At 58.6% G+C, this 24806-nt stretch carries 36 protein-coding genes; 26 read left to right on the plus strand and 10 right to left on the minus strand.

Annotation, left to right across the window (positions count from 1 at the left end):
- Positions 1–162: 162 nt before the first annotated feature.
- The 6 genes from K9F62_03160 to K9F62_03185 all read right to left on the minus strand — a co-directional run bounded on the left by K9F62_03160 (position 163) and on the right by K9F62_03185 (position 4306).
- Positions 163–1113 carry an IS1595 family transposase gene (locus tag K9F62_03160; GenBank protein ID UJX41714.1) on the minus strand — a complete coding sequence of 317 codons (951 nt, stop codon included), beginning with the start codon at positions 1111–1113 and terminating at the stop codon, positions 163–165.
- Positions 1114–1384: 271 nt separating this feature from the next.
- On the minus strand, positions 1385–1891 hold the full coding sequence (locus tag K9F62_03165) for a VRR-NUC domain-containing protein (protein ID UJX41715.1): 507 nt from the start codon (positions 1889–1891) through the stop codon (positions 1385–1387).
- A 4-nt stretch (positions 1892–1895) separates the two neighbouring features.
- Positions 1896–2318: a MucR family transcriptional regulator gene (locus K9F62_03170; GenBank protein ID UJX41716.1), complete on the minus strand. Its 423-nt coding sequence runs from the start codon at positions 2316–2318 to the stop codon at positions 1896–1898.
- A gap of 208 nt (positions 2319–2526) precedes the next feature.
- A complete protein-coding gene (locus tag K9F62_03175) occupies positions 2527–2838 on the minus strand; it encodes a hypothetical protein (GenBank protein UJX41717.1) in 312 nt (103 codons plus the stop codon).
- On the minus strand, positions 2795–3796 hold the full coding sequence (locus tag K9F62_03180; GenBank protein UJX41718.1) for a hypothetical protein: 1002 nt from the start codon (positions 3794–3796) through the stop codon (positions 2795–2797). The genes K9F62_03175 and K9F62_03180 overlap by 44 nt, the downstream gene beginning before the upstream one ends.
- Positions 3797–4003: 207 nt before the next feature.
- Positions 4004–4306, minus strand: coding sequence for a hypothetical protein (locus tag K9F62_03185; protein UJX41719.1), 303 nt, complete (start codon positions 4304–4306; stop codon positions 4004–4006).
- A 21-nt stretch (positions 4307–4327) separates the two neighbouring features.
- Between K9F62_03185 and K9F62_03190 the strand changes: the two genes are divergently transcribed.
- Together K9F62_03190 and K9F62_03195 are read left to right on the plus strand one after the other, a co-directional pair.
- The gene (locus K9F62_03190) at positions 4328–4699 is read left to right on the plus strand and encodes a hypothetical protein (GenBank protein ID UJX41720.1); all 372 of its coding nucleotides are present in this window, start codon (positions 4328–4330) and stop codon (positions 4697–4699) included.
- A gap of 1 nt (position 4700) precedes the next feature.
- Positions 4701–4973, plus strand: a complete 273-nt coding sequence (locus K9F62_03195; GenBank protein ID UJX41721.1) for a hypothetical protein — start codon at positions 4701–4703, stop codon at positions 4971–4973.
- A 294-nt stretch (positions 4974–5267) separates the two neighbouring features.
- Here K9F62_03195 and K9F62_03200 read toward each other — a convergent pair whose 3' ends face one another.
- A complete protein-coding gene (locus K9F62_03200; protein ID UJX41722.1) occupies positions 5268–5465 on the minus strand; it encodes a hypothetical protein in 198 nt (65 codons plus the stop codon).
- 17 nt (positions 5466–5482) lie between these two features.
- Positions 5483–5737 (minus strand): hypothetical protein, encoded by a 255-nt coding sequence (locus K9F62_03205; protein UJX41723.1) that lies wholly within the window; start codon positions 5735–5737, stop codon positions 5483–5485.
- 335 nt (positions 5738–6072) lie between these two features.
- Between K9F62_03205 and K9F62_03210 the strand changes: the two genes are divergently transcribed.
- From K9F62_03210 to K9F62_03220, 3 genes are all read left to right on the plus strand, one after another.
- Positions 6073–6729, plus strand: a complete 657-nt coding sequence (locus tag K9F62_03210) for a S24 family peptidase (protein ID UJX41724.1) — start codon at positions 6073–6075, stop codon at positions 6727–6729.
- A 37-nt stretch (positions 6730–6766) separates the two neighbouring features.
- Positions 6767–7288, plus strand: a complete 522-nt coding sequence (locus K9F62_03215) for a phospholipase D family protein (protein UJX41725.1) — start codon at positions 6767–6769, stop codon at positions 7286–7288.
- A gap of 77 nt (positions 7289–7365) precedes the next feature.
- Positions 7366–8136 carry a LuxR family transcriptional regulator gene (locus tag K9F62_03220; GenBank protein UJX41726.1) on the plus strand — a complete coding sequence of 257 codons (771 nt, stop codon included), beginning with the start codon at positions 7366–7368 and terminating at the stop codon, positions 8134–8136.
- Here K9F62_03220 and K9F62_03225 read toward each other — a convergent pair.
- Positions 8057–8797, minus strand: coding sequence for a GNAT family N-acetyltransferase (locus tag K9F62_03225; GenBank protein ID UJX41727.1), 741 nt, complete (start codon positions 8795–8797; stop codon positions 8057–8059). The genes K9F62_03220 and K9F62_03225 overlap by 80 nt on opposite strands.
- A 250-nt stretch (positions 8798–9047) precedes the next feature.
- On the opposite strand from K9F62_03225, the gene K9F62_03230 reads away from it, so the two are divergent.
- The 19 genes from K9F62_03230 (at position 9048) to K9F62_03320 (ending at position 20374) form a co-directional block, all read left to right on the plus strand.
- Positions 9048–9314 carry a hypothetical protein gene (locus tag K9F62_03230; GenBank protein UJX41728.1) on the plus strand — a complete coding sequence of 89 codons (267 nt, stop codon included), beginning with the start codon at positions 9048–9050 and terminating at the stop codon, positions 9312–9314.
- Between the two features lie 631 nt (positions 9315–9945).
- Positions 9946–10371: a helix-turn-helix domain containing protein gene (locus K9F62_03235; protein UJX41729.1), complete on the plus strand. Its 426-nt coding sequence runs from the start codon at positions 9946–9948 to the stop codon at positions 10369–10371.
- Positions 10372–10477: 106 nt separating this feature from the next.
- Entirely contained in the window at positions 10478–10627 is a 150-nt protein-coding gene (locus K9F62_03240) for a hypothetical protein (protein ID UJX41730.1), read from the plus strand.
- Positions 10628–10630: 3 nt separating this feature from the next.
- The gene (locus tag K9F62_03245) at positions 10631–11119 is read left to right on the plus strand and encodes a hypothetical protein (protein UJX41731.1); all 489 of its coding nucleotides are present in this window, start codon (positions 10631–10633) and stop codon (positions 11117–11119) included.
- The gene (locus tag K9F62_03250) at positions 11116–11307 is read left to right on the plus strand and encodes a hypothetical protein (GenBank protein UJX41732.1); all 192 of its coding nucleotides are present in this window, start codon (positions 11116–11118) and stop codon (positions 11305–11307) included. The genes K9F62_03245 and K9F62_03250 overlap by 4 nt, the downstream gene beginning before the upstream one ends.
- Entirely contained in the window at positions 11304–11858 is a 555-nt protein-coding gene (locus K9F62_03255; GenBank protein UJX41733.1) for a PD-(D/E)XK nuclease family protein, read from the plus strand. Before K9F62_03250 ends, K9F62_03255 begins: the two co-directional genes overlap by 4 nt.
- Positions 11859–11860: 2 nt before the next feature.
- Positions 11861–12598 (plus strand): hypothetical protein, encoded by a 738-nt coding sequence (locus K9F62_03260; protein ID UJX41734.1) that lies wholly within the window; start codon positions 11861–11863, stop codon positions 12596–12598.
- 3 nt (positions 12599–12601) lie between these two features.
- Complete coding sequence (locus tag K9F62_03265; GenBank protein UJX41735.1) at positions 12602–14035, plus strand: recombinase RecT; 1434 nt, start codon at positions 12602–12604, stop codon at positions 14033–14035.
- Between the two features lie 20 nt (positions 14036–14055).
- Complete coding sequence (locus K9F62_03270) at positions 14056–14202, plus strand: hypothetical protein (GenBank protein UJX41736.1); 147 nt, start codon at positions 14056–14058, stop codon at positions 14200–14202.
- Positions 14203–14302: 100 nt separating this feature from the next.
- A complete protein-coding gene (locus K9F62_03275; protein UJX41737.1) occupies positions 14303–15169 on the plus strand; it encodes a hypothetical protein in 867 nt (288 codons plus the stop codon).
- A 2-nt stretch (positions 15170–15171) separates the two neighbouring features.
- Positions 15172–15369: a hypothetical protein gene (locus tag K9F62_03280; GenBank protein ID UJX41738.1), complete on the plus strand. Its 198-nt coding sequence runs from the start codon at positions 15172–15174 to the stop codon at positions 15367–15369.
- Entirely contained in the window at positions 15369–15593 is a 225-nt protein-coding gene (locus K9F62_03285) for a hypothetical protein (protein UJX41739.1), read from the plus strand. Before K9F62_03280 ends, K9F62_03285 begins: the two co-directional genes overlap by 1 nt.
- A 148-nt stretch (positions 15594–15741) precedes the next feature.
- A complete protein-coding gene (locus K9F62_03290; protein ID UJX41740.1) occupies positions 15742–16362 on the plus strand; it encodes a hypothetical protein in 621 nt (206 codons plus the stop codon).
- Between the two features lie 3 nt (positions 16363–16365).
- Positions 16366–16854, plus strand: a complete 489-nt coding sequence (locus K9F62_03295; GenBank protein UJX41741.1) for a hypothetical protein — start codon at positions 16366–16368, stop codon at positions 16852–16854.
- Between the two features lie 529 nt (positions 16855–17383).
- The gene (locus K9F62_03300; GenBank protein ID UJX41742.1) at positions 17384–17611 is read left to right on the plus strand and encodes a hypothetical protein; all 228 of its coding nucleotides are present in this window, start codon (positions 17384–17386) and stop codon (positions 17609–17611) included.
- Positions 17612–17773: 162 nt separating this feature from the next.
- Positions 17774–18007 carry a hypothetical protein gene (locus tag K9F62_03305; GenBank protein ID UJX41743.1) on the plus strand — a complete coding sequence of 78 codons (234 nt, stop codon included), beginning with the start codon at positions 17774–17776 and terminating at the stop codon, positions 18005–18007.
- A 175-nt stretch (positions 18008–18182) separates the two neighbouring features.
- Complete coding sequence (locus tag K9F62_03310; GenBank protein ID UJX41744.1) at positions 18183–18602, plus strand: ASCH domain-containing protein; 420 nt, start codon at positions 18183–18185, stop codon at positions 18600–18602.
- A gap of 13 nt (positions 18603–18615) precedes the next feature.
- Positions 18616–18786 carry a hypothetical protein gene (locus K9F62_03315; protein ID UJX41745.1) on the plus strand — a complete coding sequence of 57 codons (171 nt, stop codon included), beginning with the start codon at positions 18616–18618 and terminating at the stop codon, positions 18784–18786.
- Positions 18746–20374, plus strand: a complete 1629-nt coding sequence (locus K9F62_03320) for a recombinase family protein (GenBank protein ID UJX41746.1) — start codon at positions 18746–18748, stop codon at positions 20372–20374. The genes K9F62_03315 and K9F62_03320 overlap by 41 nt, the downstream gene beginning before the upstream one ends.
- Here the strand turns inward: K9F62_03320 and K9F62_03325 are convergent.
- Positions 20262–21362, minus strand: coding sequence for a YifB family Mg chelatase-like AAA ATPase (locus K9F62_03325; GenBank protein UJX41747.1), 1101 nt, complete (start codon positions 21360–21362; stop codon positions 20262–20264). The two genes, K9F62_03320 and K9F62_03325, sit on opposite strands and share 113 nt — an antisense overlap.
- 166 nt (positions 21363–21528) lie before the next feature.
- Between K9F62_03325 and K9F62_03330 the strand changes: the two genes are divergently transcribed.
- The gene (locus tag K9F62_03330; GenBank protein ID UJX41748.1) at positions 21529–23499 is read left to right on the plus strand and encodes a PAS domain S-box protein; all 1971 of its coding nucleotides are present in this window, start codon (positions 21529–21531) and stop codon (positions 23497–23499) included.
- The gene (locus K9F62_03335) at positions 23496–24647 is read left to right on the plus strand and encodes an iron-containing alcohol dehydrogenase (GenBank protein ID UJX41749.1); all 1152 of its coding nucleotides are present in this window, start codon (positions 23496–23498) and stop codon (positions 24645–24647) included. The genes K9F62_03330 and K9F62_03335 overlap by 4 nt, the downstream gene beginning before the upstream one ends.
- The last annotated feature ends 159 nt before the right edge of the window (positions 24648–24806 follow it).

Here is a 24806-nt window from a genome sequence, read left to right on the forward strand (position 1 = left end):
TAGGTTGAGGCTTCCCAGTCTCAGCTCCCTAACGGGCAAGCCAAGTGAATACGGCCGAAGCGTAACCCCAAGGAAAGGGCATTCTCTAATTTGCGGTCTGGTGCGGTCTGGTGAGGCTTAGAATGGCAAGAAAGGCTATTGACAGGTTTTTGTTTTTCCTGGTTACGCACAATCCTCAGCCAGTTTGAGCAGTCTGTAAGGCATGGGCGGCGTCCGCAAGGAGACCCAGGCCAACCGCGTGAGCATTGTCGCCAAGTCATAACGGCGATTGAATCGATATCCGAACGAGGCCAGATAGCGCGACACATGTTTGCCTCTCACGGCACGATATGTTCCCAATAATGCTGACTTCACATTGCCAAGCATGGTGTTGACCCACTTAAATACTGAGTCCTGCACAGCCTTGCGGCCACTGTCTTGAACGGGTTCGTGCCGACAGCCCGCAGCCTGGACCTCGGAAAAACATGGCAACCGGTCCGTCACCACCAATGTCCCGGAACGCAAGATTTTCTGAGATGCCCGCTGCACCTCATTACGCCGAAAACCTTTGACTCGGCACAGCTTCATCTTGTGTGGTTGTCCACTTTTTGTCGTTTCAACTGCCGCAATAAACGGAATTTTTCCTGGGGCACCACGTCCACGTTTCCCACCACGTCGTTTACCGCCAAGGTAAGCATCGTCCATCTCTACGCGGCCGGTGAGACGTTGCTGGTGTTCACGTTCGAGCATGACCTGCATCAGCTTGTGAGACATTTTCCAGGCCGTCGTTTGCGTGACACCAAGTCTGCGGGCTAATTCGACACTGGAGATGCCGCCCTTGCTTTGAGTGAGGTGATAAATGGCGCGGAACCACTTCTTGAGGGGAACTTTGGTGGAAGCGAAGATTGTGCCAGCGGTCACCGAAGTCTGCGTACGGCAATGTGAGCACTGAAAGAGCCGTCGCCTGCCAACAATAAGCAGCGAGTACTTATCCCTGCCGCAAATTGGACAAACGAATCCTTCGGGCCAACGCCATTGCACGAGGTGTGCCCAGCATTTCTCCTCGGTGCCGAATTGCGCCTCAAACGCATCTTCGCTCATACCCTTCTGGAATTGCACAATGTTTCTTGCCATATCCAGCGCCTCCAACCCCCAGAAAATACACAAAACAATGACCGCTGACAATTAGCTGATGATTGTGTGTAAGCAGGTTGTTTTTTGCCGCGCAAGACGACGATCAAGCCACGTGACGACTTGGTCCATGGTGGTAACAGGTGTCCGCCCGAGGTACTGGACGGGGAATCCTTCTTCCCGAATGAGCTTCCTGATTGTGTTCTCGGAAAGGCCGACCCTGTCTGCAATTACCTTCCATGTGGACAGAATTTCCCCTCCTTGGCTCACCAACTCACCCCTTAAATCCCAAATATTCGCAGATGATGTCCCACGCCGCGTCTGCTCCGACGCAAACCTCAGCACGGTAGCCGTGTCCTCTCGCCGCCTCGATCCATTCTTTTTGCGCATCACTTGCACGGCCTCCTTGCGCCTTCATCTCGACGTACAAGCCATGATAGCCGCCGCATGCCACAGACAAGAACAGGTCTGACACCCCAGCTTTCACACCCTCAGCCTTAAGCTCACCAGCCGTTTTCCTGGCTCTTTTCCCCCCGTTCGGGATGGCAAACAGCATTCGAAGCGCCGGCACGCTCGGGGCCAACGCTTCGGCCCGGGCGATGACAAGGGCCTGCTCCTCATGTTCGGACCGCTTGGCTGGCTTCGTCCTCTTCGTAGCCGTTGCATGTTTTGCAACAAGTGAGAGAGGGCGCGCGCCGCCCTTGGCCAGTTCCCGATCAAGCCACGGCTTGAGCCCGCCGGCTTCTCGAATCTCTGAGATGTCAACGCGCGCCCCGGGCATATGACTATTTCGCCTCGGCTTCCGGCTTCTGCCGACGCTCCCACAGCCGCATGTCCTTCATTTTTTTACGGCGCTCCCGCTGGAGCTCCTTGGAGACCAGGGCCGTGCCCTTCTTGTAGCCGTATTTCTCCCGATATTCCTCGGGCGTGGTGCCATGGGTGGCCAGGTGCTTTTTGGTGATCACCTTGAACGACTTGCCGCACTCCAGGCAGGTGACGCTGCGTTCCTTGAGGGCCTTCTTGGGGTCGATGGCGGGCGGCAGCATGCCTTCGTATCCATCGCCGTTCCCCGTCGTGTGGCCATCGGCTGCGGCTTGGATGCCGGCGGCCACGTTCTTGATCATCGAGGTGATTTCGTCTTCGGTCATCGGCCGGGCGCTCGCCTGGGCGGTCACGATTTCAACCGCTGCTTTCAGATGGTCTTCCATGTGTCGTTCCTCCTGCCGGCCTAGGCCGGGTTACTGGTTTGATCGAGATTATCCAGCCTGACGCATTCCCACGCTCGGCCGGGCCATTTGCATTCGGGAACCTGGGAGAGCTGTTTCGGCTTCTCTGCCTTCCCCTCCCAGTACAACCGGCCACGGCACACGCCGCCAGTGGCGCAACGGATGCCGGGGTTGTCGTCGCAAGGGCGGGTCACGCCGACACCCTTTTCCCGCGACAAATCTCGTCCAGGATGCGCCGGACACCGGCGAGGTTTGTCGCAACTTGCTCCTGTAACTCCTCCTCACCGGTGGGAAGTGGGATGCGCTCAGGATCGGCACTCGGAGCGACCTGATCGGCCACGATCAAATCACGGGTGGTCGGGACAAAATTCGAGCGCCGGCGATGCTCATCAACGGCCGCCAGAAAACGTCGGTTCGTCCATGGGGCGAGGTCCTTAGCCAAAATATCCGCACACCCGTCAAGTTCGGTCGGCAGGAGCCGCAGATGCGGGGAGAGCCGCATGTTGCATTCCCCCAGTGCGGTGCGGATCATTGCCCAATCCAGTCTGTTCATGCTGCATCCTCCCTGCTCTCAAGCGCTCTGCCTCCTGGCGGCGTTCGGCATCCTGACATTCCCGGTAGGTCCGTGGCGTGGTCGGGTCGCGGGAAGGGCTGGCCCGGGCCGTCGGAATGGGGTTCAGCCACTCCCTGTCGATCAAGTAGTTCGAGAGCTTTTTGATCCTCCCGCGTCGCCACTGATCGCAATCTTTGCGCTGCTCCAAGTCATCCACGACCCTGGCCAAGGGAAACCCGTGGCGTATGGCCTGATAGGCCTTGTAGGCCGGCACCACGTCCACGTTTCCTCCGGCCTGCTGGTAAGCCACCGCGAGGTCCTGAAACTCGATGGCGCAATCGTTGAGGCTGGAAATCTCGGTGCCCGGCTGGGCGTCCGGGTCATCCTCGGGGGACGGAGGCAAAACAGGCTGCTCTTGCCCCCCTCTGGGGGGTAGGGGGGACACCCTGTTATTTAATTCTTCTCTTCTCTTATCTAATCTAGGTGTTTCCTGGCGTTGCGTGGCGTTACATGGCGTTACATTATCGCAACTCGCCTTACTTTCTTGCTTTTTCCTTTCACGAAAAGCCTTAACCCGGGAGGCACTGTTGTCTTCGCGCTCTCGCTTGGGCTGCCGCTTATCCCAATTGGCGATCCTGTCCCCTTTGGTGAGGTCCTTTGCCGCGAGTGCGAGGAGGATGGCAGCCGCGCCCCCTTCAGGAAGGTCAAAAGCCGCGTCAGCAGCCTCGCTGTCGAATCCGGCGAATGATCCTCGCGGCTCGCTTGAGCTGGCCCTTTCAAGCATCATCGCCCACACAGCCAGCACGTCCGAGACGCGGATGCCCTCGACGTCCTTGGCGGCCTTTTTAGCCACCACCCGAAACTTCGGGTCTGTGCAGGATTCGTGATACCAGCGGAACCAGTCCATTTCACGCCCCTACCTGAGCCACGCGCTGAAGTCCTGTGCACGGTGCAGGGAAATCGAAAAGGCTCCCTTGCCGAACGACTGAACGCGGCTCCCACACGAAACGCCGTGCCAGCCTGCACTCGACCTTTTTGGGTTCATACTCGCCATCGCCATCTCTTTGCTTCCTCTGAACTTTTCTTTTGATAAAACGGGATTGCCCCCGCTCCGTTATTCGTCGAAATCTTTTACCAACCGAGGATTCTTACGGAATGGCTGCTCTGCGAATCTGAAACCGGACCGTAGAGCTTGCGAGGCGTTTGCATCAACTTCGTTGCAAAAACGACGCAACGACTCGAAGGTGGATTTTTTCATGGTGAGGGTGACTCGGACACGCTCTTCAGCAATCGTTTTGCGACGAAATGAACCGTGCGGCATTTCTATTGTGGCCACATCCTCAATCTCCACTTCGGGAATGATGTCCAAATTTATTGTTTCATCCTTCTTGCGGGAAAACTTACTAAACAAACCCATAACTACCTCCAGAGGATGACGGTGAAAGAATTAAAAATCCTTCGGTTCGATGATCTTATTGCCGAAAACGATCACGAGGTTTTCGTCCAAGCCGAAACACCGCAAGGGTATGTCGGCCTTCGTTTCCCTGTGAGCGCCATGGGTACCATGCATCAGGTGTTGGCCGGCCTCCAAAGGCTGACCACCCCGCCACCTGGGGTTGTCGTGTCGAAGTTTTTGGATCCTATTTTTGACATAGACCAAGGCGTGGCCTTGCTTCGCTTCGTCAGCGAATCGGGAAACCATTCCTGCCTCAGTATCGAAGCGACAGCGCTGCCCTCTTTGCAGGATGCTATCCGCCACCTGCCGTGGTCCCGTTGCGACATGCCGGCCCCGTACGGCTCCGATGCCTGACGTGGAGATGCTGCACCTGCACGTGTCGGCGAAAACACGCACGCGGGATAATGCATTGAAGCTCACGCTGCGGGTTGTCGGCATGGCTTTTGTCATCTGGCGCCGCCGAACATTTCCAGCTGGGACGCCGGTTGTATGGGCCAAGGACGAGATGATCCGCTATGCGCTGTCCCGGTTCGGCGGGCGATGCGGCATCCAGTGGCGGCAAGCGTTGCCGATGGCAGGGCCGGGAGCTCCAAGCGCGGGGGCTGGGAAGACAACAGGTCCAGAATAAGCGCCCACAGCGCGCAGCCGACATTGGCCGGGGTGTCGAATTGTGCGAAGTTTTTCATAGAGTACTCTTTATTTCCGCCCCTCCCCTCAGTATTGAATCGGTGCGACTCAAACCCAATCCGAGAGGAGAAGCGAGATATGAAATCGAACCACATGGAAGTTTTGGCAACATTTGAAGAAACACAATTCGTCGTTCCATTTAAAGAAGGAAAATTTCCTCTTCCTTTGGCCTTAGATATTTTCTTACGCGATGGATGGAAACTTGTTTCCATGGCTCCCCATACAATTTTACGATCTACTCTTGATGATGTTGCGCTTCAATTCTCGACGAGTAGTTATTTACTTGTTTTGCGTAAGATTGAACCTGAGTAGAAATATCTTCGGAATGGGCCTGCTGCTTTTCCAGTAGGCCCCGGATGGCTTGAAGCTCGGAGAGAACTTGCTTGAGAACATCGAGGATTTGCCATTCGGGCGCGCGCGTGTCGTTGGGCATGATGGCTTCCTTCGCTGTTAGGCCGCGGCTTCATTCATTTGAGCCAGAAATTTGGCTCGGCACGTTTCACAAATGGGTAGGCCGCCAGCCCCGCGCAGGCTCGGCCAGTGATGGCAGACGGCTTCCTGGTGGCAATACGAGCACGTGTCCGGGTAGCTACTGCCGGGAAGCTCCAGGCAGGGCCGGCAGATGATGAGCGTGTGGACGATTCGCACCCCTGGCGGATCGCCGCCGCAGAGGACGCAGTGGCAGGGCAGCGGATGACGAGCCATCACGCAGCCTCCCCGGGGGGGGCGGAAGATTCGAGACGTGTGCAGGAGTCGGGCTTGGGCTTAGCCCGCAATGGTGGGCGGCGGTCCCCGTAGAGGTAAGGCCAGAGCTTTTCGAGAGTGTTGGAATGCACCCCCTGACGCTTACCTTTCTGGACACGGGTGATGATTTCCACCTTGATCCCTGCGGCCTTGGCGAGGCGGTAAGGGTTCCACCCCGTTTCCTGGAAAAATGTGTTGAAATCTTGTGCGAGGTTCATAGCCCGATGGTCGCCAAACGTAGACAGAAAGTCAAGGCGAGTTTGCCAAAAGACTAGTTGCCAAATGGGGACTATAAAATGTTGATTACCCAAATGGGATTCTACGAAGATTTTATTTTAGGGCTTAAAAGCGTTGTCAGTGAAAGATTTGACAACAAGCCCTCGCGATTGGCGAAGTCCGCTGGAGCGCATACCAGCACGGTCACGAGAATTATTGACGAGGAACGGTCGACCTGGCTCGAGTCGATCGGGCGGATTGCCGACGCCGCTGGGTTAACCGTTGTCCCGAGGGAATTAAGTAAAGGGGATGAATATGCCTTCATCCCTCGCGCCTTGGCGCGTCCCGCCGCCGGGGGAGGATCCCTTGAGACCAGCGGTGAGACCGAAGGGTGTCTTGCATTCCGTCGAGAATGGCTCGGGCGCAGAACTAGGACAAGCCCAGAACGGTTACGAGTTATGGCCGTCGCCGGCGATTCTATGAGCCCAACAGTTGAGGATGGAGATATTGTTTTAGTAGATGAAGGAATAGCGGGAGAAGGACCACAAGATGGGCGTGTCTACGTAATTAGAAAAGGTGAAGAAATTTACATTAAGAGATTTAGACAGGGTGTTGGTGAATTATTGTTTATGGGAGATAACAGGGCAAGAGATTACCAGGATGTAAAAATAAAGGCAGGGGAAGAGGACGGGTTTGCAATAATAGGACGGGTCTTGTGGGCTGGCAAGGAATTATAAATCAGAACACGAAATTTTATACTGTTGTAAAACTTCTATGAGAAATCTTTTTATTGCATTTTGTGCGCTTTTCTTATTTCAGACCAGCTTATTCGCATACGATATAACTCTTCACGATACGTCTGTCAGTGTCTATTTCAGCCCCAATGGCGGCGCTCAACAGGCCATTGTAGACGCCATAGGGCAGGCCAAGGAGTCTATCAACATCCAGGCCTATAGCTTTACGTCAGCACCCATCGCCAAGGCCCTGATGGATGCAGCCCGGCGCGGAGTGAAGGTGGAAGCAATTCTGGACAAGAGCCAGCGGGCGGCGACCTACACCGGAGCTACTTTTCTTCGGAACGAGGGCATCCCAGTTTGGATTGATGCGGCCCACGCCATCGCGCACAATAAGGTCATGGTGATCGACGGAGACAAGGTGGTGACGGGGAGCTTCAACTTTACGAAGGCGGCTGAGGAGAAGAACGCGGAAAATCTGCTTATCATCAACGACAAAGGGTTAGCCCGACTCTATATGGAGAATTGGAAGCGGCATCGGGCGCACTCAGCCAACTATTAATGATCTGGTGCAAGCTTCAAACTGAAAATACGATCAACTACAAATAAAAGTAGGCATGATTTTGTGGTTAGAAGACCATGCGCCATAATAAGTCTAAGTATTTTTCTCAAATCTCCCATAGCGATCTACTTGTATTGCTAGAAATATCGTACGAATGCCTTTATTGTAATTCAGAAAAAGAGTATTATAGTATATTCGAAAGGATAAAGGATATCCTCCCCTTCGACCTATCTACCTCTGGACTTGCCGAATTAGACAAAAAAAGTAACGTTATCGCGTACGAATTAATAAACATTAACTATCCAGAAGAGTGGCTACTGCTATATAAAGAAAAAAAATTTAGCAGTGTGGATGTGATTGTCAAAAATAATTTCACCACATTTCAACCTCAATACTGGGATCACACATACAAAAAAACTCAACCATCACGACAGTTTTTATTGCTAGCATCAGATTTTAACATACACCATGGGTATACATTCGGGTCAAGACCTTTTGGACCTTGTGACAAGGCAAGTCTTTACTCATTTTCTGGAAATTTTAAAAAATATGATCCTAAAATAGCTCCGATCCTAGAAGCACTAATTCCACATCTACATTTAGCATCCTCCCGTCTAATCGAAGCGCATAGAATTCAACACAACAGTAGCATACTAACACCCCGTGAAAAAGAAGTGTTACACTGGTTAAAGAATGGAAAAAGCACATGGGAAATTTCTGTTATATTAAAAATAAGCGCAGGTACAGTTAACTTTCACATCTATAATATTATGAAAAAGTTGGATGTTGTAAATAGAGCACAGGCTGTTGCGGTGGCAACACATCTTGGTGTACTCGATATTGATTGAACCAAACCATAAAATCAGGACGCTTCCGCTCGTTTGTATCTTCAAATTCTCTCCAGTCCATTATCGCTGCAACAGCTATGACTCCGTCTGGCATTCTCGTCGGCTCACCAACGCACTTGCATGGGAAGCCAAACATTTTTAACAACCTAAAGACCTTGTACTCCACGACCAAGTAAAGATAACGCACGTTTATCTCAACGCACCGTCTATAAACACAGCGGTAAAGTAGCATAGACACCCCTACAGATCCTATTGCTGTGTTCACTTTAGTGTCTCGTTCATCCATACTCACACAAAGTCGAGAGACTTCCCTGGTATCGTTCATCTTGCGAAGTTTATGCTTCGTCGAAACTAGATTAGAAAAATCCGTGTCTAGCATATAACAAGGCGGCGACACAAGACGAAGATAAGATAAAAGCTTTTCTCCACGAAACACTCCGAAATGTTCAGCGCCTTTATCATAGGCATCCCGCTCAAGTCTTTGTTTGCTCTGATGAACCCACCCTAATTCCTCAGCGAAAACTTTGTGTCTTAACCGATATGCGACTTCTATTGCGTCGTCGTGAATAACGTGGGCTTCAATTATCTCTGCAGAGTTAAAATTTACAGTATTATTACCATTCCTCTCCATATGCGTGGAAATTCTATAATCTATACCCATGCGCGCCTCCTTGTTTCACACATGGGTAAATGAGGAATTATAAAAATTAACCTGTAAATTCTTCTAGTTGCTCGATGTAAGATAATACACTATTGTTAAAAATTTTTATTATATGCAATGCCTCGACAAAAAACTACTCTTATCTACCTGTAATTTTTACTAGGTACCCATGCTCTTGGCGTAGTGATAAGTAAATTATTATCGGAATTTTTATCACATTGTGGATAAAAAGTCGTCATACGAGGTGGTTATGGACAAGAAAACACATATGGTCCCTTTTGTGGTGAATTTTTCTGCACCAATTATCGACGCCGAACTGCAGATGCTCTTGCTACGATATGAGTATGAGGATGGGAGTATGGGAGCGCTTGGGCTTAAATTTGAGGCAATTAAAACCCTACAGGCTGCGCTGTCCGAGGTGACTCACAGAGTAGGAGGCGTAGGCCGCCACTCTTTGGTGTTGCTCGATAAAGATACCCCGGCGGAAAAAATTATGGCTGATGCGCTAGATACATAGCGCCTTCAACTTGGCCCGCACCATGCGGGCCTTTTCTTTTCCTCTGCTCCACCTCCCTCTCAACCGGAGGGTTTTTTTGGGGCATTTTGGTTGCCAAATGTAGATATTTTGCCTTGCTTTTGGTCTACGTTTGGCTATTATTCTTCTCAACGACGCCCACCACGAACCGAACGCACCGCGCCAATCTGGCCGGAGCCAGTAGCGAACGGGTGGGCGGGCCGGAACCAAGCCAGACGCCAAGAGCCGGATAACCGGGATGATGAGCCCAGCCAGAGGCGGGACGCTCCCAAAGGGACGGAAGGACGCAAAAGGCGAGGGGAAGGCAGGTATTAAGGCTAATTGAAGAACTGAACTTGTAAGGAATCCTTACAGGTTGGCTCTATGAAAACTTGGCCCCTTACGCAGCAAGAGCGAGCGCACAACCGCGTGGACCAGCGAGCGCAGGGGCAGTAATACGGGGCCGGCACGAGTCGGTCCCGGTCGGGATTCAACGCGGTGCCACACGAATTTGTTGTAATTGGGACATCGCGTTGAAACTCGACCTTATCAATACTCACGTGTATCATCATTTAACCTTAGCCGAGTTTTTCCGACGTTTACCTATGGGCGGTTCCAAAAAAGCGAGGACATCATGGATTTTGAGATAGCTATGGAACGCATCCAAAGCATTACGGGGTGCCGAACGCAAACGGAACTGGGAAATATCCTAGGCATCAAACAGTCCAGCATATCCGACGCTAAACGACGGCAGGTTATCCCCGATAGTTGGTTAATCAAATTGTTCAGGCTTTATGGCGTAAATCCATCCTGGATCCTAGGCGAAGCTGAAAGTCCCTATCTTGTCGAGGGAATTAACCAAAAAATACCTGCTGCAGAGATTAACGTTACATCTGCTCCTCTTCCAAAATCCACGACACGGGAACTTCTGACAGCTCTACGCGCTCAACTCGGCGACAGCTACGAAATCCTCATCGTTCCTGCTGGGACCACAATAACCGTCCCGCCCCACACGAAAACTCCCATTCATACTGATGATGATATAGACGTAGCTCAATAGGTCTGACGAGCCGGCCATAGTCGTGGCTGGCTGAAGACTACCTGCGGATGGGCCGCAACACTTAGGGTCGCTCTATAGAGCGGCCCTTATATTTTCAGGAGGTGGCATGCACGACATCAAACACGCGTTTGCGGGGCTGGCGATTATCGCGGCGGTCGTTGTGGCCGCCTTTTTTATTTCTATGCCCCTGCGCTGGGGCACCAATAGTCAATATGTCGGCTTGCCATCCGAGGTCGGCATGTGGGGAGGGAGGTAGGCCATGGAAGCGCAGAAAATAACCCCGGATCAGGCCGTCGTTTTCTCCACGCATGTCTCATGCGGCGTATTTCAGGACATGGCAACATTTCCCGATGAGCCCGAGGCGGAAGAATACTTCAAGAATTGGCGTGATGGGTTTCAGCGTGAACATGGGAAGCTCCCGGCGCGCGGCGTGGACTATCGCATAGAGTGGCGGCCACTGGAGTCGGAGCAGTTCAAAGCCGACTTCGCCCGGGTCGAGCACGGTGCCTACAACGTCCTTTCCGACATCCGGCAAGTGCTCAACGCCACCGACGGCTCCGAGAACCCGGAGCTGGTGCGCCGTGTCTGGTATCTGCATGAGGCTATGGGCCGTATCAACGCCATCTGTGCTTCCATTGCGGACGGGGCGAAGCTCCCAAGCGGCCGATCCCTGGCCGTGGAGATCGAAGGGATTTCCCGGCAGGCGCTGACGAAGGCGAGCGTGGGCGAACGGAGGTCTGCCGCATGAACACCAACGCCATCCCTACCAGCATTGCCCCCGAGCATGTGGCCGTACTCGCCAGCCTCACGGACAAAGACCGGGCCGACATCGAGAAGTTTAAGCGTCTCGCGCCGAATGCAGGGCTCACCACGGTGCAGTTAGCCATTGTCGCCTTCTGCCTGCACATGGGGAGGCCCCGGGAGCAGGCGGTATGACGCCCAGCGGCGGGACGCTACCTTCGGTCACGCGCATCCTGTCCCCCTGGGCCGACTTTTCACGTGTTCCGGACGACGTGTTGGCGCATGCGGCTGAACGGGGGACGCTGGTGCATCGGGCCTGCGCTTGCCGGCTGACCGGTGTTTGGTCACCGCCTGTTTCGCCCGAGGTCGCCGGGTATGTGCTCTCCTTCGAGCAATGGGCCCCCATCGTGACCGACGTCATCCTCTGTGAGGAGGAGCTTGTGGACGAAGCCGCTGGCTACCAGGGACATCCTGACCTGATTTGCCGCCTGCAGGGCGACAATTTCCTGTCGGTGATCGACTTCAAAACTCCCTTAGCCAGAGCCAAAGCGTGGCGCCCGCAGCTTGCCGCCTATCAAGCCCTGGCCAGAAAGCGCGGCCTCGACGTGCGCAGGCTCATGTCCGTGCGCCTCAAGAAATCCGCCGGCCGACCCATCGTCAACGAGTCCACGGCCACCGCAGCACATGACCTCGCCGTCTTCCGCAACGCCCTGGCCTGCTGGCAATACTTCAACGGAGGAAACTGAAAATGGCAGCGATCGACTTCGGCGCGGCACTCCGCGAACCGACCCCCGGCATGCCGCCGGTTGCTCCTGACGTCTTCGAGATGCCGGCACCCGCGCCGACACCGGTTAACCCCTACGACATGGCCCCGGTCAAGGCGGCTCTTGCGCCGTACATGGCCAAGATCGACGCCATGCAAGAGCAGGCGGCGGCCGTGGATATTACCTCGGACGAAGAAAACACCCGGGCCATCGAAATGGGCCTGCAGGCAAAGAAACTCGGGAAGGCCATCGAGGACGCCAGGAAGCGGTTCGTGGCCGATCCGGGCGAGTTCGTGCGGTCCGTCAACGCCCTGGCCAAGAGCTTTTCGGAAAAGCTGGTCGGCATCGAATACGGCCTCAAGCGGAAGATCGGCGCGTACCAGCAGCGCAAGGAACTGGAGCGGCGCAAGGCCGAGGAAGAGGCGCGCCGGCAGGCGGAGGAACTCCAGGCCAAGCTGGATGCCGAGGCCAAGGCCGCTCATGTCGAGCCGGTCAAGATCGAAGCCCCGGCCGTGCCCAAGGCTTCCGGCCCCGTGCGCACGGCGGAAGGGACGTCCTACCAGCACACGGAATGGCGCTTCGAGATCCAGGATGATGCGGCCATCCCCCACGAATACCTAATGCCGTGCGAAGCCAGGATCAGGCAGGCGGTCAAGGATGGAGCCCGCAACATCCCCGGCATTCGCATCTTCGAGCACACTGAAACCCGGTTCAGGAGGTAAATCATGGCCTCAAACCCGCAGAACGTGCCGGCGAAGCAGCCGGCCCAGGCACAAACGGTCATGGCCCTCTTGGAGAGCCACGATGTGAAGTCCAAGCTTGCGATGGCGATTCCCAAGCATCTCACCGTGGACCGCCTGCTTCGCGTGGCCATGTCCGCCATTCGTATCAACCCGACGCTGCTCAAATGCACCCCGCAGAGCCTCGTGGCATGTGTCATGGGATGCGCTCAACTCGGACTGGAGCCCGAGCCGTTCCTCGGTCAGGCTTATATGGTCCCGTACAAGCGAAACAAAAAGATCAATGGTCAATGGGAAAGCTGGATGGAGGCGCAGCTCATCCCCGGCTATCGCGGCTATATCGCTCTGGCCCGGCGCTCTGGAGAAGTCCAGACGGTCATGCCCCAGGCGGTTTATACCAACGACCATTTCCGCCTGCGATACGGTGTCGAAGCCACTGTCGAGCATGAGCCGGCCGAAGGAGATCGCGGGGACTTCAGAGGGGCCTACGTTGTCTTTAAGTACAAAGATGGGGCCTATTCCTTCGACTACATGAGCAGGGATGACATCGAGAAGATTCGCATCCGTTCCAAGACCTACGACAAGGAATCGGGCAAGAATTCTGGCCCCTGGGGAACCGACTACGTGGAAATGGCCAAGAAAACGGTCATCCGCCGTCATATCAAGCTTGTCCCCCTTGCCGTGGAAAACAACGCCATGGCCATGGCTGCAGAAGCCGAGAACTTGGCCATGTCCGGCAAGAGCCAAATAAACCTCTTCGCCACCAGCGAGGACGAAATAGAGCCCGAGGAAGATGGTGACGACGCCAACGACGTCTACGATAACCCGCCGCAAGCCAGCATGGAGTTCGACCGTCTGGCTCACGAGCATGGCGCAGACATGAACGACCTGGCTCGCTTCACCGTGGCAACGGCCAGCATGAACCAATGCCCGGTGGACGACGTGAAATCCCAGGCCATCGCGAACTTTGATGGGTTCTGGTCTGCCTTTGAGAAGTGGCAGGCCAAGCAATCGGGAGCGAACGGCAACGGCAACGGAAAATCTCGCAATGTTCCCACCCGGGCCGAGATGGACCAGCGGCGAGCGGACACCAGAGCCGAACTGGAAGGCATGGGCGTCTTCGATCCCGTGGTCAAAACCATGGGGGACAAGGGGCAGGGTCCGCCCACGGCATGGAACACCGCCCAGTGCAACAAGGCTCTGGAGATCGGGCGGAAAATGGTGGCCGCCGTCGGCGTTGTTCCCGATCCCGAGGCCGAGGACGTGCACACCGCATCGGAGCAGCCGGCCGACGCACCCCAGGGACTCCCTGAAACCGTTGAGTGTCCGAAAACCGGCAACGTGGTCCGAACGGCCGTCGAATGTGCTGCCTGCGACCAGAACGGCCTGTGCCCGTCCACGGACGGGAAGAACGCCTGAACGGGAAGGAGCCTACCACCATGACCGAACCCCTGCGCTGCTACCTCTGCAAGGCCGAGGCGGACCACCTGACCAGCATCAAAAACCCGAACCCGGCGGATAAGCTCTATTCCATTGCCGTCTGTGACCGCTGCTTGGAGCACAGCAAGCGGAATCAGGACAAGTAGTTTCCCCTCTCGACCTTCCCCCGGTCGAGGTTTGGAACCGGCCGGGAATCCCCCTCCGCCCGGCCGGCATCCAAGCCAACAATCCAAGGAGGATATTTCTATGCCCGAACCGGATTTGACCCATCCCGAGCCCCAGGCCCCGCCGCTGCACGCCGTGCCGCCGAAGCCAAGCCGGGCCAAGAAGGTGCCCTGCGGCACCGCCGCTCCCCGTGTCACACTGTCCGCCGAGCCATCCACGGCGGCGGCTATCCCCGCCGCCCCGGATATTCGGCCGGACCTCTCCCTGGCCACCTTCGCCGCCGGCGTCCACGCTCCCGTCCCCTACGAGATCGAAGTGGCCCTGGCCCACTGGCGCGACAGCGTCATGGATCGAGCCGAACAATCCCGGGCCCGGGACGTGCTCCTGGCCCGAAACGCCGAGCTTACGGCCGAGGTCACGGCCTATGCCGACGAGATGGGCGAGCTCCTGGACGACCTCAAAAAGGCCAACCTGCCGCCGGATCTGCACTGCAAGGCCCGGGACCTGCTGGTCCTCATCGAAATCGACCGGGGCATGACCGTGTCGGCCATCGCCAACGCCCTGCAGACCGTGGCCTATGACATGCGGTCCCGGCTGCTCGACAAGTACAAGGGCGCCGTCAAGATCAAGCTCGGCTGCACCCCTGATCCCAACGACATGGACTCCATGATCGTGCTCGCCGAGGTTTCGCCCGAGATGCCGGCTCAAGCCACGGGCGGCCGGTTGACGCTGGCCTCAGATGGCACAGTGGTCACGCGGAGGGAATCCGCGCAAGCCTTCCAGCTCAAACTCCAGGAGCCCGAGCCGGACCCCCTGCAGGAGATGTTTGGCAAGGCCGACGGCGAAGCCTTTGGCGATCTCCTGCGTTCCAAGGGTGTCAAGGAACTCACCCTGGGGACCGGCGACAACAAGGTCAAGGTCAAGCTGGCCGCCAAAAAGGCGGCGTAGCAATGGGCAGAAACGACATGATCGAAGTGGAGGACCTGGAATTTAGGTGCGAGGCCGGGGCGGCCATCATCGTCGAATACGACGGGGAGGGAATCAGCCTGCCGGTGAGCCAGGTCGAATGGCCCGAGGATGCCGAGCGCGGCGACATGATTACCGTGACCATGCCCGAATGGCTGGCCATGGACCGGGGGCTCATCTGATGGCCGTCCACACCTATCGCTATCGGTACTCGGCCGAGGTCGAAATCACCGTGGATGACGACAAGGCCCCCCAGCAGCAGGCTGAAGAGATAGCCGGCCAAGCCGTGGAGGAACACGCGTACCGGCTGATTGACGGCGACACTTATGGCCTGCTCGGCAAGGAAGTCCTTTCCCCTGGCGTCACGGGCGAAGTCGTCAAAATGGCTACCTGGGACCGTATTTAGCACCCGCCTCCGACCGGCCCTGTTCAGGAGGAACCGGGCCGGGGATGAGGCGCGGCGGGGTGAGCCACGGAAGGTTAGGTATGCCCTGGCGTTGTAAGGTGGGGCCCGGTGGGCCAAGGCAAGGGACCTTTAACTCAAGGACAGAAAAATGGAACGCATCACTTTTCAGATTGAAGGCATCGCTCCTCTGCTTATGCACGACAACACGCGGCTGGCGAATCCGCTTGACCCGTTGTGTAAGGAGCTGAAAGCGGTCACGGGGAAGCGGAAGAAAACCGACGCCGACTTGGCTGAAATAGCCAAGATAGAGTTCCGCGGGGGAATTTACTTCGACGAGGTGGACGGGCCCTATATCCCCTCGCGTTGCATTCAGGCCATGCTTCGGGACGCTGGGACCATCAACAAGCAGGGGCGTGCTGTGAACAGGGGCGTCGTAGTCGTCGAGGATCGTTGCCCGCTTCAGTACGAAGGCCCCCGCACCATCGACGACCTCTTCGACTCGGGCGAGTTCACCGACATGCGCCCGGTCAAGGTCCAGACGTCCACCACAGTGCGCTGTCGCCCCATATTCCGGTCCTGGGGGATCACCTTCACCATCGCCTTCCAGCCCGACGTCATCAACCGTGAAGAAATCGTGGACATCGTGGAACGCGCCGGGATGATGACCGGCCTGGGAGACTACCGGCCGGGGTCCCCGAAGGGAGGGCAGTTCGGGCGCTTCGAGGTGGTGGCCATCGACGGAAAGAAGGTGCGCAAGGAGGCCGCGTAACCTATGCCGGCCGCACAGTCCCGCCAGCCTCCCGAAGGAATGCAATACGACAAGGGGTGGCAAAACGCCCTGGTGGCATTCGATCATGCCGAATTCTACCCGGGCGACATCATCCCCATGTCATGGTTTTATGAGCATTTCCGAGTCCGTGATTTTCCCTCCGACGCATCCTGCACAGTCGGCGAATACCAGAAAGAACGACTCATCTTCATGGGTCAAATGGAACGGTTCCAAAAGGCCCTGGCCGAAGACTACGACCTGATTTTGCAGAACGTGCGAGGTCAGGGCTACCGAATCATCCCTCCGGCCGAGCAAACCGGATGGACCATGGACCAGGGCCAAAAGGAGATGACCAAGGCCCTGAACAAGATCCACATGCGCCTGACGCATATCCGACTCGGGGAACTGACCGACGAACAGCGGCGACAGAACGCCGACGCCCAAGCCAAACTGGCGGCGTTGAGGTCAGGGGCCAGGAAGGCTCTGATGTGAATTTTGTGTGGCAAGGGTGGCAAGGTTTGGTAGGGCGATGCGGAGTCGGGCAATGTAAGGCTTGGCAAGGCTTGTCTCAAAGGTCAGGCGACTTCGGTCGTCGGGCCGATCGATGTTTGCCGCGGAGAGGTGGGGCCAGGGTAGGCCGGGCTCGGCGTTGCATGGCAAGGCTTGCCTTCGAGGTGCAGCGGCGAAAGCCGTTGCACCGATCAAGGTGGGGTATTCCTTGGCTAGGCCGGCTGTGGCGATGTGAAGCATGGCTTGCCTTCAAGGGCCAGGAAGCGATTCTTGGCCCGATCAAGGCGGGCCCAGGTCTGGTTTGGAATGGTGCGGTGATGCGGGGCTATGTGCGGCACGGTGCGGCTTGCCTTGCAGGGGCGTCAACTCCGGTTGGCGTCCCGAACATGGTAAGCCACGGTGAGATTTGGTCCGGCGGGATGTGGCCGGGTTATGTCGGGCGAGGTAGGCATTTACAACAAATAATAGATGGAAGGCCGCCGTACGGCGGTCTTTTTATTTGGAGGTCGGCATGGCCACAATCAAGCAGTGCGACCACTGCCAGTCTACTAAGGATGTTGAAACGCTGTTCCTCGAAACGGGTCGGCGTCAAGACGCCGCCGGGGCCATGGAAAGCACGGGTGAGACGATTGACCTATGCCTCAAGTGCCAATCCGCCCTCCTCAAGGAGCTTTGCAAGAACAGGCCGACGTTTTCACAAGCGGCGGCGGAAATCGTCCAAGGATGGTTTGAAGCATGAAAGACCCCACCAAGAAGCCCAAGCAAAAAGATTTCGCCCGGATCAACAGCGTCAAGATGGGCGGCGGTCCCCACGGCGGGAGATGCAGAATGCACATCTGCAAGCATTGCGGGACGGTAAACGGGTTTCGCGTGTGTCCGTTCTGCGGGAAGAGGTGACACCATGACCCGTCGCCATTGCCCTATCAGCGGCCGTCTTTTTGTTCCCTACCATCTCAAAGACAAAACCTGTGGCCGGCCTGACTGCCAGCGCCAGCGCGCCCTAGAAACCCGCCTGGAGCGGTTGGCCATCCTGGCGGATGCGGCCAAGGATGCCGAGGAGCGCCAGCAACGCCGGCTACGGACGCGCCGATTGTACGAGCGCGGCGTGCGCCGGGAAGCGAGGTTGTCAGTATGAAGCAACAACAAACAGCCCGCCGGGCCCAGGGCTACATGCGCAAGACGAATCGGCGTTGCCGGGACTGCGTCTGGTTTCTGCAGGGTAAAGGCGGCCCGCAATGCGGCAAGGGATGGTTCCCGACGGGAGAGCTTTCCTACTGCGAACAGGAATGGACGCCGAGGGAGGGAAAGCCATGATCACCATGCCCTGCATCTCCATCCGTCAGCCCTGGCCATGGGCCATCCTTGTTTTGGGCAAGGACATCGAAAACCGATCCTGGGCGACGCGGTTCCGTGGCCCAATCCTGATCCACGCCGGCAAGCACTTCCGCCCTGATGAAATCCGTGAGGACGTCAGGGACTGCGCCATGATGGCCAGGAAAGCCGGGCACGCGGTTCCGAACAAGGTCACCTTGCACGATCTCAAGGCCCAAACCGGTGGCATCGTCGGTATGACCACCATCGTGGATTGCGTGCGCGGCCATCCCTCGCCCTGGGCCATCCCGGGGCAATGGCATTGGGTGCTGGCAGACGCCCACCCCCTCCCGTTCCATCCCTGCCTGGGCCGGCTCGGGATTTTCCAAGTTGAATACCCGCATAGCCTCGCTGCCTGACGGAGGTTTACGCATGAACAGAAAAGCTCTTGAAATAGCATTGGCCGCAGGACAAAACTTGTCCCGAAGGCTGGAAACGCTCAAAGAGGCTCTTGAAGCGGGAAACGAGGCCGCCGCGCTCGATATGGCCAGGGAGATCACAGGTGCGAAGAGACAAGGACAGCAAGGGCAAGCCTGTCGTTGAACTGCTCAGGGTATCGACCTCAATGCAAGCCGGTGATGACCGCGCGGGCCTGCCTCGGCAGATGGAGGCCAATCGCCGGACCGTCGAACGCCACGGCCTTGTCGTGGTGCGGACGGTCCGGCTGGTGGACGTCAGCGGTACGGCCACGATCCATGCGCCCGAGGTCCAGGAGATGCTTGCCATGCTCAAGTCTGGCCAGGCTCATGGCATCGTCTGCGCCGATTTCGACCGCTTGCTTCGCCCGGATGACTTTCGATCCCTGGCCATCCTCCAGGACATCCGAGAGGCCGGCGCGATCATCTACCTGCCCGACGGCACTGTGGACATCAACACTCAGGCCGGTTTCCTCATGTCCGGCCTGCAATCCATCATAGCCGGAAATGAATTGGCCCAGATCAAGAAGCGAATGATCGGGGCCAAGGAGGAAAAACGCCGCCAAGGGAAATGCCCGCAGTCCGCAATCTGTCTCCCGACCGGCGTCGGTTATGATCGGCAAACCGAACAATGGTTCTATACCACGGATGCTGAAATCGTCCGGGACCTGTTCGCCCGTTTTCTGGCCGGAGAGCACAACCTGTCTGAGCTTCAACGACAGATTGGCTTGCATCACCGGACCATTTCCAACCTGCTGCGCAACGAAATTTATATCGGTGTCCGGGCCTATACCCAAAAGCGGGCCAGCGAGAAGCGATTGAAAGCGGATGGTCGCCAGGGCGATCGCCGCAAGGTCGCGCGCCTCCCCGAGGAGATCATCCGGGTCAAGGTCATCGACGAGCCTCTCATCGATCCCATGGATTTTTGGAGGGCCCAGGAAATCTTATCGGCTAAGCGAGGTGGATTCGTGGAGCGTCGGCAGCAGGCCGACGACCTCTTCCTATTCAAGGGGCTCCTCCGGTGCGCCGTTTGCGGCGAACCGATGTACACGGTCCCCGGTGGCAAGGCTGGCCCCAAAAAAGACTACTATTACTGCCGGCAAAAGTCTGACCACTTCAAGAAAGCTGGTGGCCCAGGATGCCTCTCCCATTACATGCATCGCGAAAACGTGGAAGAAATGGTCATGCGTTTTATTGAGCGAAAACTATCTGACCCTGATTATGTAAGCGAGCAAGTGGCGCTCAATTTTGGATCAGAAGCAAACGTTCATCACGACGCCGAATTAGCGAACATTCAGGATAAGTTAACGAGGCTGGAGAAAAGCAAAAAAAGGGCAATAGACCTACACGTGGAAGGCATCATCGAACGTCCAGATTTGGACCGCAAGTTGGCATCTATCAAGTCGGAACAGGAACGCTTGCGAGCGCATCTTCATGCCATGGCAATCTCAAGCGGCCCCACGATTCAGGATGTCGAGGCGGTTACCGCTATCACGGTCAAGGCTCTTGCTACTTTTAAGACCTGGACAAGGCGGGAACAGCGTTCATTTCTTCGTGCCGCAATGCTCAAGTTTTGGATAACCGACCAAAAGATCACAAAATTTACGCTGCCATTTTGTCAGAAGTCTGCGCCCCGCATGGGCAGGGATTCATGGCCGCGACCAGCATCACGTCGGCCGGATAGGACAGCGACACCGCCGCCCGGGCGATGGTGACCTTCCCATCCTCCAGCGGCTGGCGCAGCACTTCCAGGACGGATTTCTTGAACTCCGGCAGCTCGTCGAGAAAAAGCACCCCCCGGTGGGCCATGGACACCTCGCCGGGGCGCGGATAGGAGCCGCCGCCGATGAGCCCGGCGTCGGAAATGGTGTGGTGCGGGCTGCGAAAGGGCCGGGCCGCGAGCAGCCCGGACCCGGGCTCCAGCCGGCCGGCCACGGAATGGATGGTCGTGACCTCGAGGGCCTCGTCGAAACGCAGCGGCGGCAACACCGTGGGGATGCGCTTGGCCAGCATGGTCTTGCCCGAACCCGGCGGGCCGATGAAAAGGAGGTTGTGCGAGCCCGCGGCCGCTATCTCCACCGCCCGCTTGGCATGCTCCTGGCCCTTGACCTCGGCGAAATCCTCGGCAAAGGCGTCGCCTTCCCCGGTCGCGGCAAAAGGCGGCGCGACGGCCGGGGCAATGTCCTCCTCGTCCTTGAAAAACCGCAGGACCTGGGCCAGATCGGCCGCCGGATACACGGAGAGCCCCTCGACCACCGCCGCCTCGGCGGCATTGGCCCGGGGCACCACGAGCCCCCTGGCCCCCTCGCGTCGGGCACGGGCGGCCAGGGGCAGGATACCGGGCACGGGCTTGAGCTCGCCGGACAGGGACAGTTCGCCGGAAAGAAAATAGCCGGACGCCGCATCCCGCGGAATCGCCTCCACGGCCGCAAGCAGCGCCATGGCCAGGGGCAGGTCGTAGCCCGAGCCCTCCTTGCGCATGTCGGCCGGGGCCAGATTGACGGTGATGCGCGCCGGCGGCAGCCGCAGCCCCGCGTTTTTCAGCGCCGCAAGCACCCGTTCCTTGCTCTCGCGCACCGCCCCCTCGGCCAGCCCGACCATGGTGAAAGACGGCATGCCCTGCCGCGCCAGATCGACTTCCAGGGTCACGGGATAGGCGTCGACGCCTAAAAGCGCGGCGGTACGAATTGTGGAAAGACTCATAATCGTTCGATAACCGATATCCCCGCCTTGCGGTCCACGCAAGGATTTTACCCGACCCGCCCTTTCCATTTGCCGGAGGCGATGCTAGCATCGGCAAGCCTCCGTATGATAGCGAGCCTTGGCCTCAAGGCGGCGCGACCCCAACCCCACCGGGAATCCCGACGGCATGACCTCCGCCCGCTTCTCCCTGACACGCTCTGTTGGCGGCGCGGTATTGCTTACGGTCGTGTGCGTCAACACCCTGCTTCTGGCCGCTTTCGGCATCCTGGATTATGCCGGCGAAAAGCAGCGCCTGGACACGGAACTGCGCTACGACCTGTCGGCCATCGCCGACCAGCTCGCCGACAACCTGGCCATGCCCCTGTGGTATCTTGAAAAAGACCACGCCGCCCGCCTCGTCGACGGCGTCATGCGCAACGAACGCATCGCCGCGGTCGTGGTGACCGAACAAGGCCACAAGGGCATCTCCATCGGCCGCACCCGGGACCGCGACTGGAAGCCCACCGCCCTGACCGAACGACCGGCCCTGTCCGACGTCATCAGGGAGCGGCGCGAGATCCATTACGAAAAAAACCGCCTCGGCACCCTCGAACTTTTCGCCACCCGCCGCTTCGTCGCGCAAGACCTGCAGCGTTCCCTGCTGCGCATCCTCCTGCGCATCCTGGGGCTCAATGCCGCCCTGGCCCTGGCCCTGGCCGTGGTCGTGCGCTGGCGGATCATCCGGCCGCTGTCGCGCCTGGAGCGCTACGCCGCCCGAGTCAGCCTCGGCGACGACGCCCCCGGCGACCCGGCGGAACTGGCGGACCTGCGCTTCGAACTGCAAAGCCTCGGGCGCACCATGCAGTCCACGGTGCAGCGCCTGTCGGCCGCCCAGCGCAATTACCGCGACATTTTCGAGAACGCCACCGAGGGCATCTTCCAGACCACGTTCGACGGCCGCATCCTCTCGGCCAACGCCGCCATGGCCGGCATGCTCGGCTACGACTCGCCCCAGGCGCTCATGGACGGCATCACCGACGTCGGCCAACAGCTTTTCCACAACCCCGAGGAGCGCCGCGACATGCTGCGCCGGCTGGTGCGCGAAGGCAGCGTGACCGGCTTTCTGGCCCGCTTCCTGCGTCGCGACGGGCAGACCATCTGGGTGCGCATCAACACCCGGCTGGTGCGCGACGCTTCCGGCAACCCACTTTACACCGAAGGCACCCTGTCCGACGTCACGGCCCGGCTCCGGGCCGAGCGGCGGCTGGAGATCTTAAACCGCCACCTGCGCGAGGCCGTCAGGGAACGCACCGGCCGGCTGGCCGAAAAGGCGGCGGAACTGGAGGCGGCCAACGCGCGCCTGACCGAACTCGACCGGCTTAAATCGGGATTTCTGGCCACCGTCTCCCACGACCTGCGCACCCCGCTGACCTCCATCATGGGGTTTGCCAAGCTCATCGCCCGCGACTTCAACCGCTTCTTCGCCCCCTTCGCCCAGGGAGGCGGTCCAGGCGACCGCCTGCGCCGCCAGGCGGAGCGCATCACCGCCAACCTGGCCATCATCGAAAGCGAGGGCGAACGCCTTACCCGGCTGATCAACGACTTCCTCGACCTGTCCAAGATCGAAGCCGGCCGGGCCCAGTGGCGCGACGCCGCCGTTATTCCGGCCGCGATCATCACCCGGGCCGCCGACGCCGTCAGCGCCGACTTCGAGGCCAAGCCGGACGTGGCCTTTTCCATGGACCTGGCCCCGGACCTGCCCGCGCTTCTGATCGACCCCGATCGCTTAAGCCAGGTGCTGGTCAACCTGCTCGGCAACGCCGCCAAGTTCACGGACGAAGGCCATGTGCGGCTGCGGGCCTTCCGGCGGGACGGCATGCTGCGGGTGGAGGTGGCCGACAGCGGCCAGGGCGTGCCCCGGGAGTCCCTGGAAAAAATCTTCGACAAGTTCCACCAGGCCCAGGCCGGCGACACGATGGAAGAAGGCCGCCGCCGCAAGGGCACGGGCCTGGGGCTGGCCATCTGCCGCCAGATCGTCGAACACTACAAGGGCCACATCTGGGCCGAATCCGAACTCGGCCGCGGCAGCACCTTCATCATGGAACTGCCCCTGCCCATAACCGTCGGCCCGGACGCGGCCACGGAGGAAACGTCATGACGACCACCCGCCTTTTTTGCACCCCGCCCCGCATCCAATTCGGTCCCCGCGCCCTGGAACACGTCGGCCGGGAAGCCGCGCGCCTGGGGAAAACGGCCCTTGTCGTGACCGGCCGCTCCTCCTCGACCAAAAACGGCTCCCTGGAGCGGACCTGCGCCCTGCTGACGGCGGCCGGGGTCGCGGCCGTGCCCTTCGCCCGGGTGGAATCCGATCCGAGCCTCGATACGGTGACGGAAGGCGCGGAACTGGCCAGGGAAAAAGGCTGCGACGTGCTCGTGGCCCTCGGCGGCGGCAGCGCCATGGACGCGGCCAAGGCCATCAGCTGCCTGCTGGCCAATCCCGGGCCGCTGGCAAACCTCGAAGGCGCAACCGGCCTCAAACAGGGACCGCCGCTTGTCGCCGTACCGACCACCGCCGGCACGGGCAGCGAGGTCACACGGGTCGCCGTCCTCACCGACACGGCCCGCAAGTACAAGCTGCTGCTGGTCGGCGAAACGCTCATGCCGGCGGCGGCCATCCTCGACCCGGAACTGACCGCCTCCATGCCGCCCAAAGTGGCCGCGGCCACGGGCATGGACGCCCTGACCCACGCCATCGAGGCCTACGTCTCGAAGCTGGCCACCCCGCTCTCCGACACCCTGGCCCTGGCCGCCATCGAGACCATCGGCGCCAACCTGGCCCTGGCCGTGACCGCCCCGGACAACCTGCATGCCCGCGCGGCCATGCTCTATGCCCAGATGCAGGCGGGGCAGGCCTTTTCCAACGCTTCGGTCGGCCTCGTCCACGCCATGTCCCGGCCCATGGGCGCGCGCTACGGCGTGCCCCACGGCGCGGCCAACGCCATGCTGCTGCCCCATGTCGCGGCCTACAACCGGCCGGCCTGTCCGCAGCGCATGGCCCGCATCGCCATGGCCCTCGGACGGTGCATCGACGGCATGGACCTGGGAAAAGCCTCGCGCCAGGCGGCTGTCGCCCTGAAGGAACTGGCCGCCGAGCTGCCCCTGCCGCGCACCCTGGGCGACGTGGGCGTGCCGACGGGCGATCTGGTCGACATGGCCCGGGAAGCGGCGGAAAACGGCAGCAGCCGGGTCAACCCCCGCCGCCCCAGCCCGGAAGACATCGCTTCGATTTACCACGAATTGGCTTAGGGAGAGGTAGAAAGTGCGAGAGGGGAACCCTTTTTGGGAAAAAGGGTTCCCCTCTCGCGCTCTCCCCTCCCCAAAACTTTTAACGATTACGAATGCGGTGACGGTAATGCGCTGTAACCATTGAAAGTCTTTAGGATGGGGGGTCCGGGGGAAACCCTT

The sequence above is a fragment of the Desulfovibrio sp. JY genome, from assembly GCA_021730285.1.
Taxonomy (GTDB): Bacteria; Desulfobacterota; Desulfovibrionia; order Desulfovibrionales; family Desulfovibrionaceae; genus Solidesulfovibrio.

Coding starts and splice junctions, on each gene's coding strand:
- K9F62_03245 (UJX41731.1), top strand. CDS start 10,631: ATGGAAGCGCAGAAAATAACCCCGGATCAGGCCGTCGTTTTCTCCACG.
- K9F62_03335 (UJX41749.1), top strand. CDS start 23,496: ATGACGACCACCCGCCTTTTTTGCACCCCGCCCCGCATCCAATTCGGT.
- K9F62_03180 (UJX41718.1), bottom strand. CDS start 3,796: ATGGACTGGTTCCGCTGGTATCACGAATCCTGCACAGACCCGAAGTTT.
- K9F62_03240 (UJX41730.1), top strand. CDS start 10,478: ATGCACGACATCAAACACGCGTTTGCGGGGCTGGCGATTATCGCGGCG.
- K9F62_03250 (UJX41732.1), top strand. CDS start 11,116: ATGAACACCAACGCCATCCCTACCAGCATTGCCCCCGAGCATGTGGCC.
- K9F62_03220 (UJX41726.1), top strand. CDS start 7,366: ATGCGCCATAATAAGTCTAAGTATTTTTCTCAAATCTCCCATAGCGAT.
- K9F62_03310 (UJX41744.1), top strand. CDS start 18,183: ATGATCACCATGCCCTGCATCTCCATCCGTCAGCCCTGGCCATGGGCC.
- K9F62_03230 (UJX41728.1), top strand. CDS start 9,048: ATGGACAAGAAAACACATATGGTCCCTTTTGTGGTGAATTTTTCTGCA.
- K9F62_03215 (UJX41725.1), top strand. CDS start 6,767: ATGAGAAATCTTTTTATTGCATTTTGTGCGCTTTTCTTATTTCAGACC.
- K9F62_03160 (UJX41714.1), bottom strand. CDS start 1,113: ATGGCAAGAAACATTGTGCAATTCCAGAAGGGTATGAGCGAAGATGCG.
- K9F62_03295 (UJX41741.1), top strand. CDS start 16,366: ATGCCGGCCGCACAGTCCCGCCAGCCTCCCGAAGGAATGCAATACGAC.
- K9F62_03165 (UJX41715.1), bottom strand. CDS start 1,891: ATGCCCGGGGCGCGCGTTGACATCTCAGAGATTCGAGAAGCCGGCGGG.
- K9F62_03170 (UJX41716.1), bottom strand. CDS start 2,318: ATGGAAGACCATCTGAAAGCAGCGGTTGAAATCGTGACCGCCCAGGCG.
- K9F62_03175 (UJX41717.1), bottom strand. CDS start 2,838: ATGCGGCTCTCCCCGCATCTGCGGCTCCTGCCGACCGAACTTGACGGG.
- K9F62_03270 (UJX41736.1), top strand. CDS start 14,056: ATGACCGAACCCCTGCGCTGCTACCTCTGCAAGGCCGAGGCGGACCAC.
- K9F62_03235 (UJX41729.1), top strand. CDS start 9,946: ATGGATTTTGAGATAGCTATGGAACGCATCCAAAGCATTACGGGGTGC.
- K9F62_03200 (UJX41722.1), bottom strand. CDS start 5,465: ATGCCCAACGACACGCGCGCGCCCGAATGGCAAATCCTCGATGTTCTC.
- K9F62_03265 (UJX41735.1), top strand. CDS start 12,602: ATGGCCTCAAACCCGCAGAACGTGCCGGCGAAGCAGCCGGCCCAGGCA.
- K9F62_03255 (UJX41733.1), top strand. CDS start 11,304: ATGACGCCCAGCGGCGGGACGCTACCTTCGGTCACGCGCATCCTGTCC.
- K9F62_03330 (UJX41748.1), top strand. CDS start 21,529: ATGACCTCCGCCCGCTTCTCCCTGACACGCTCTGTTGGCGGCGCGGTA.
- K9F62_03210 (UJX41724.1), top strand. CDS start 6,073: ATGTTGATTACCCAAATGGGATTCTACGAAGATTTTATTTTAGGGCTT.
- K9F62_03325 (UJX41747.1), bottom strand. CDS start 21,362: ATGAGTCTTTCCACAATTCGTACCGCCGCGCTTTTAGGCGTCGACGCC.
- K9F62_03305 (UJX41743.1), top strand. CDS start 17,774: ATGACCCGTCGCCATTGCCCTATCAGCGGCCGTCTTTTTGTTCCCTAC.
- K9F62_03205 (UJX41723.1), bottom strand. CDS start 5,737: ATGGCTCGTCATCCGCTGCCCTGCCACTGCGTCCTCTGCGGCGGCGAT.
- K9F62_03285 (UJX41739.1), top strand. CDS start 15,369: ATGGCCGTCCACACCTATCGCTATCGGTACTCGGCCGAGGTCGAAATC.
- K9F62_03315 (UJX41745.1), top strand. CDS start 18,616: ATGAACAGAAAAGCTCTTGAAATAGCATTGGCCGCAGGACAAAACTTG.
- K9F62_03260 (UJX41734.1), top strand. CDS start 11,861: ATGGCAGCGATCGACTTCGGCGCGGCACTCCGCGAACCGACCCCCGGC.
- K9F62_03290 (UJX41740.1), top strand. CDS start 15,742: ATGGAACGCATCACTTTTCAGATTGAAGGCATCGCTCCTCTGCTTATG.
- K9F62_03280 (UJX41738.1), top strand. CDS start 15,172: ATGGGCAGAAACGACATGATCGAAGTGGAGGACCTGGAATTTAGGTGC.
- K9F62_03300 (UJX41742.1), top strand. CDS start 17,384: ATGGCCACAATCAAGCAGTGCGACCACTGCCAGTCTACTAAGGATGTT.
- K9F62_03275 (UJX41737.1), top strand. CDS start 14,303: ATGCCCGAACCGGATTTGACCCATCCCGAGCCCCAGGCCCCGCCGCTG.
- K9F62_03185 (UJX41719.1), bottom strand. CDS start 4,306: ATGGGTTTGTTTAGTAAGTTTTCCCGCAAGAAGGATGAAACAATAAAT.
- K9F62_03225 (UJX41727.1), bottom strand. CDS start 8,797: ATGGGTATAGATTATAGAATTTCCACGCATATGGAGAGGAATGGTAAT.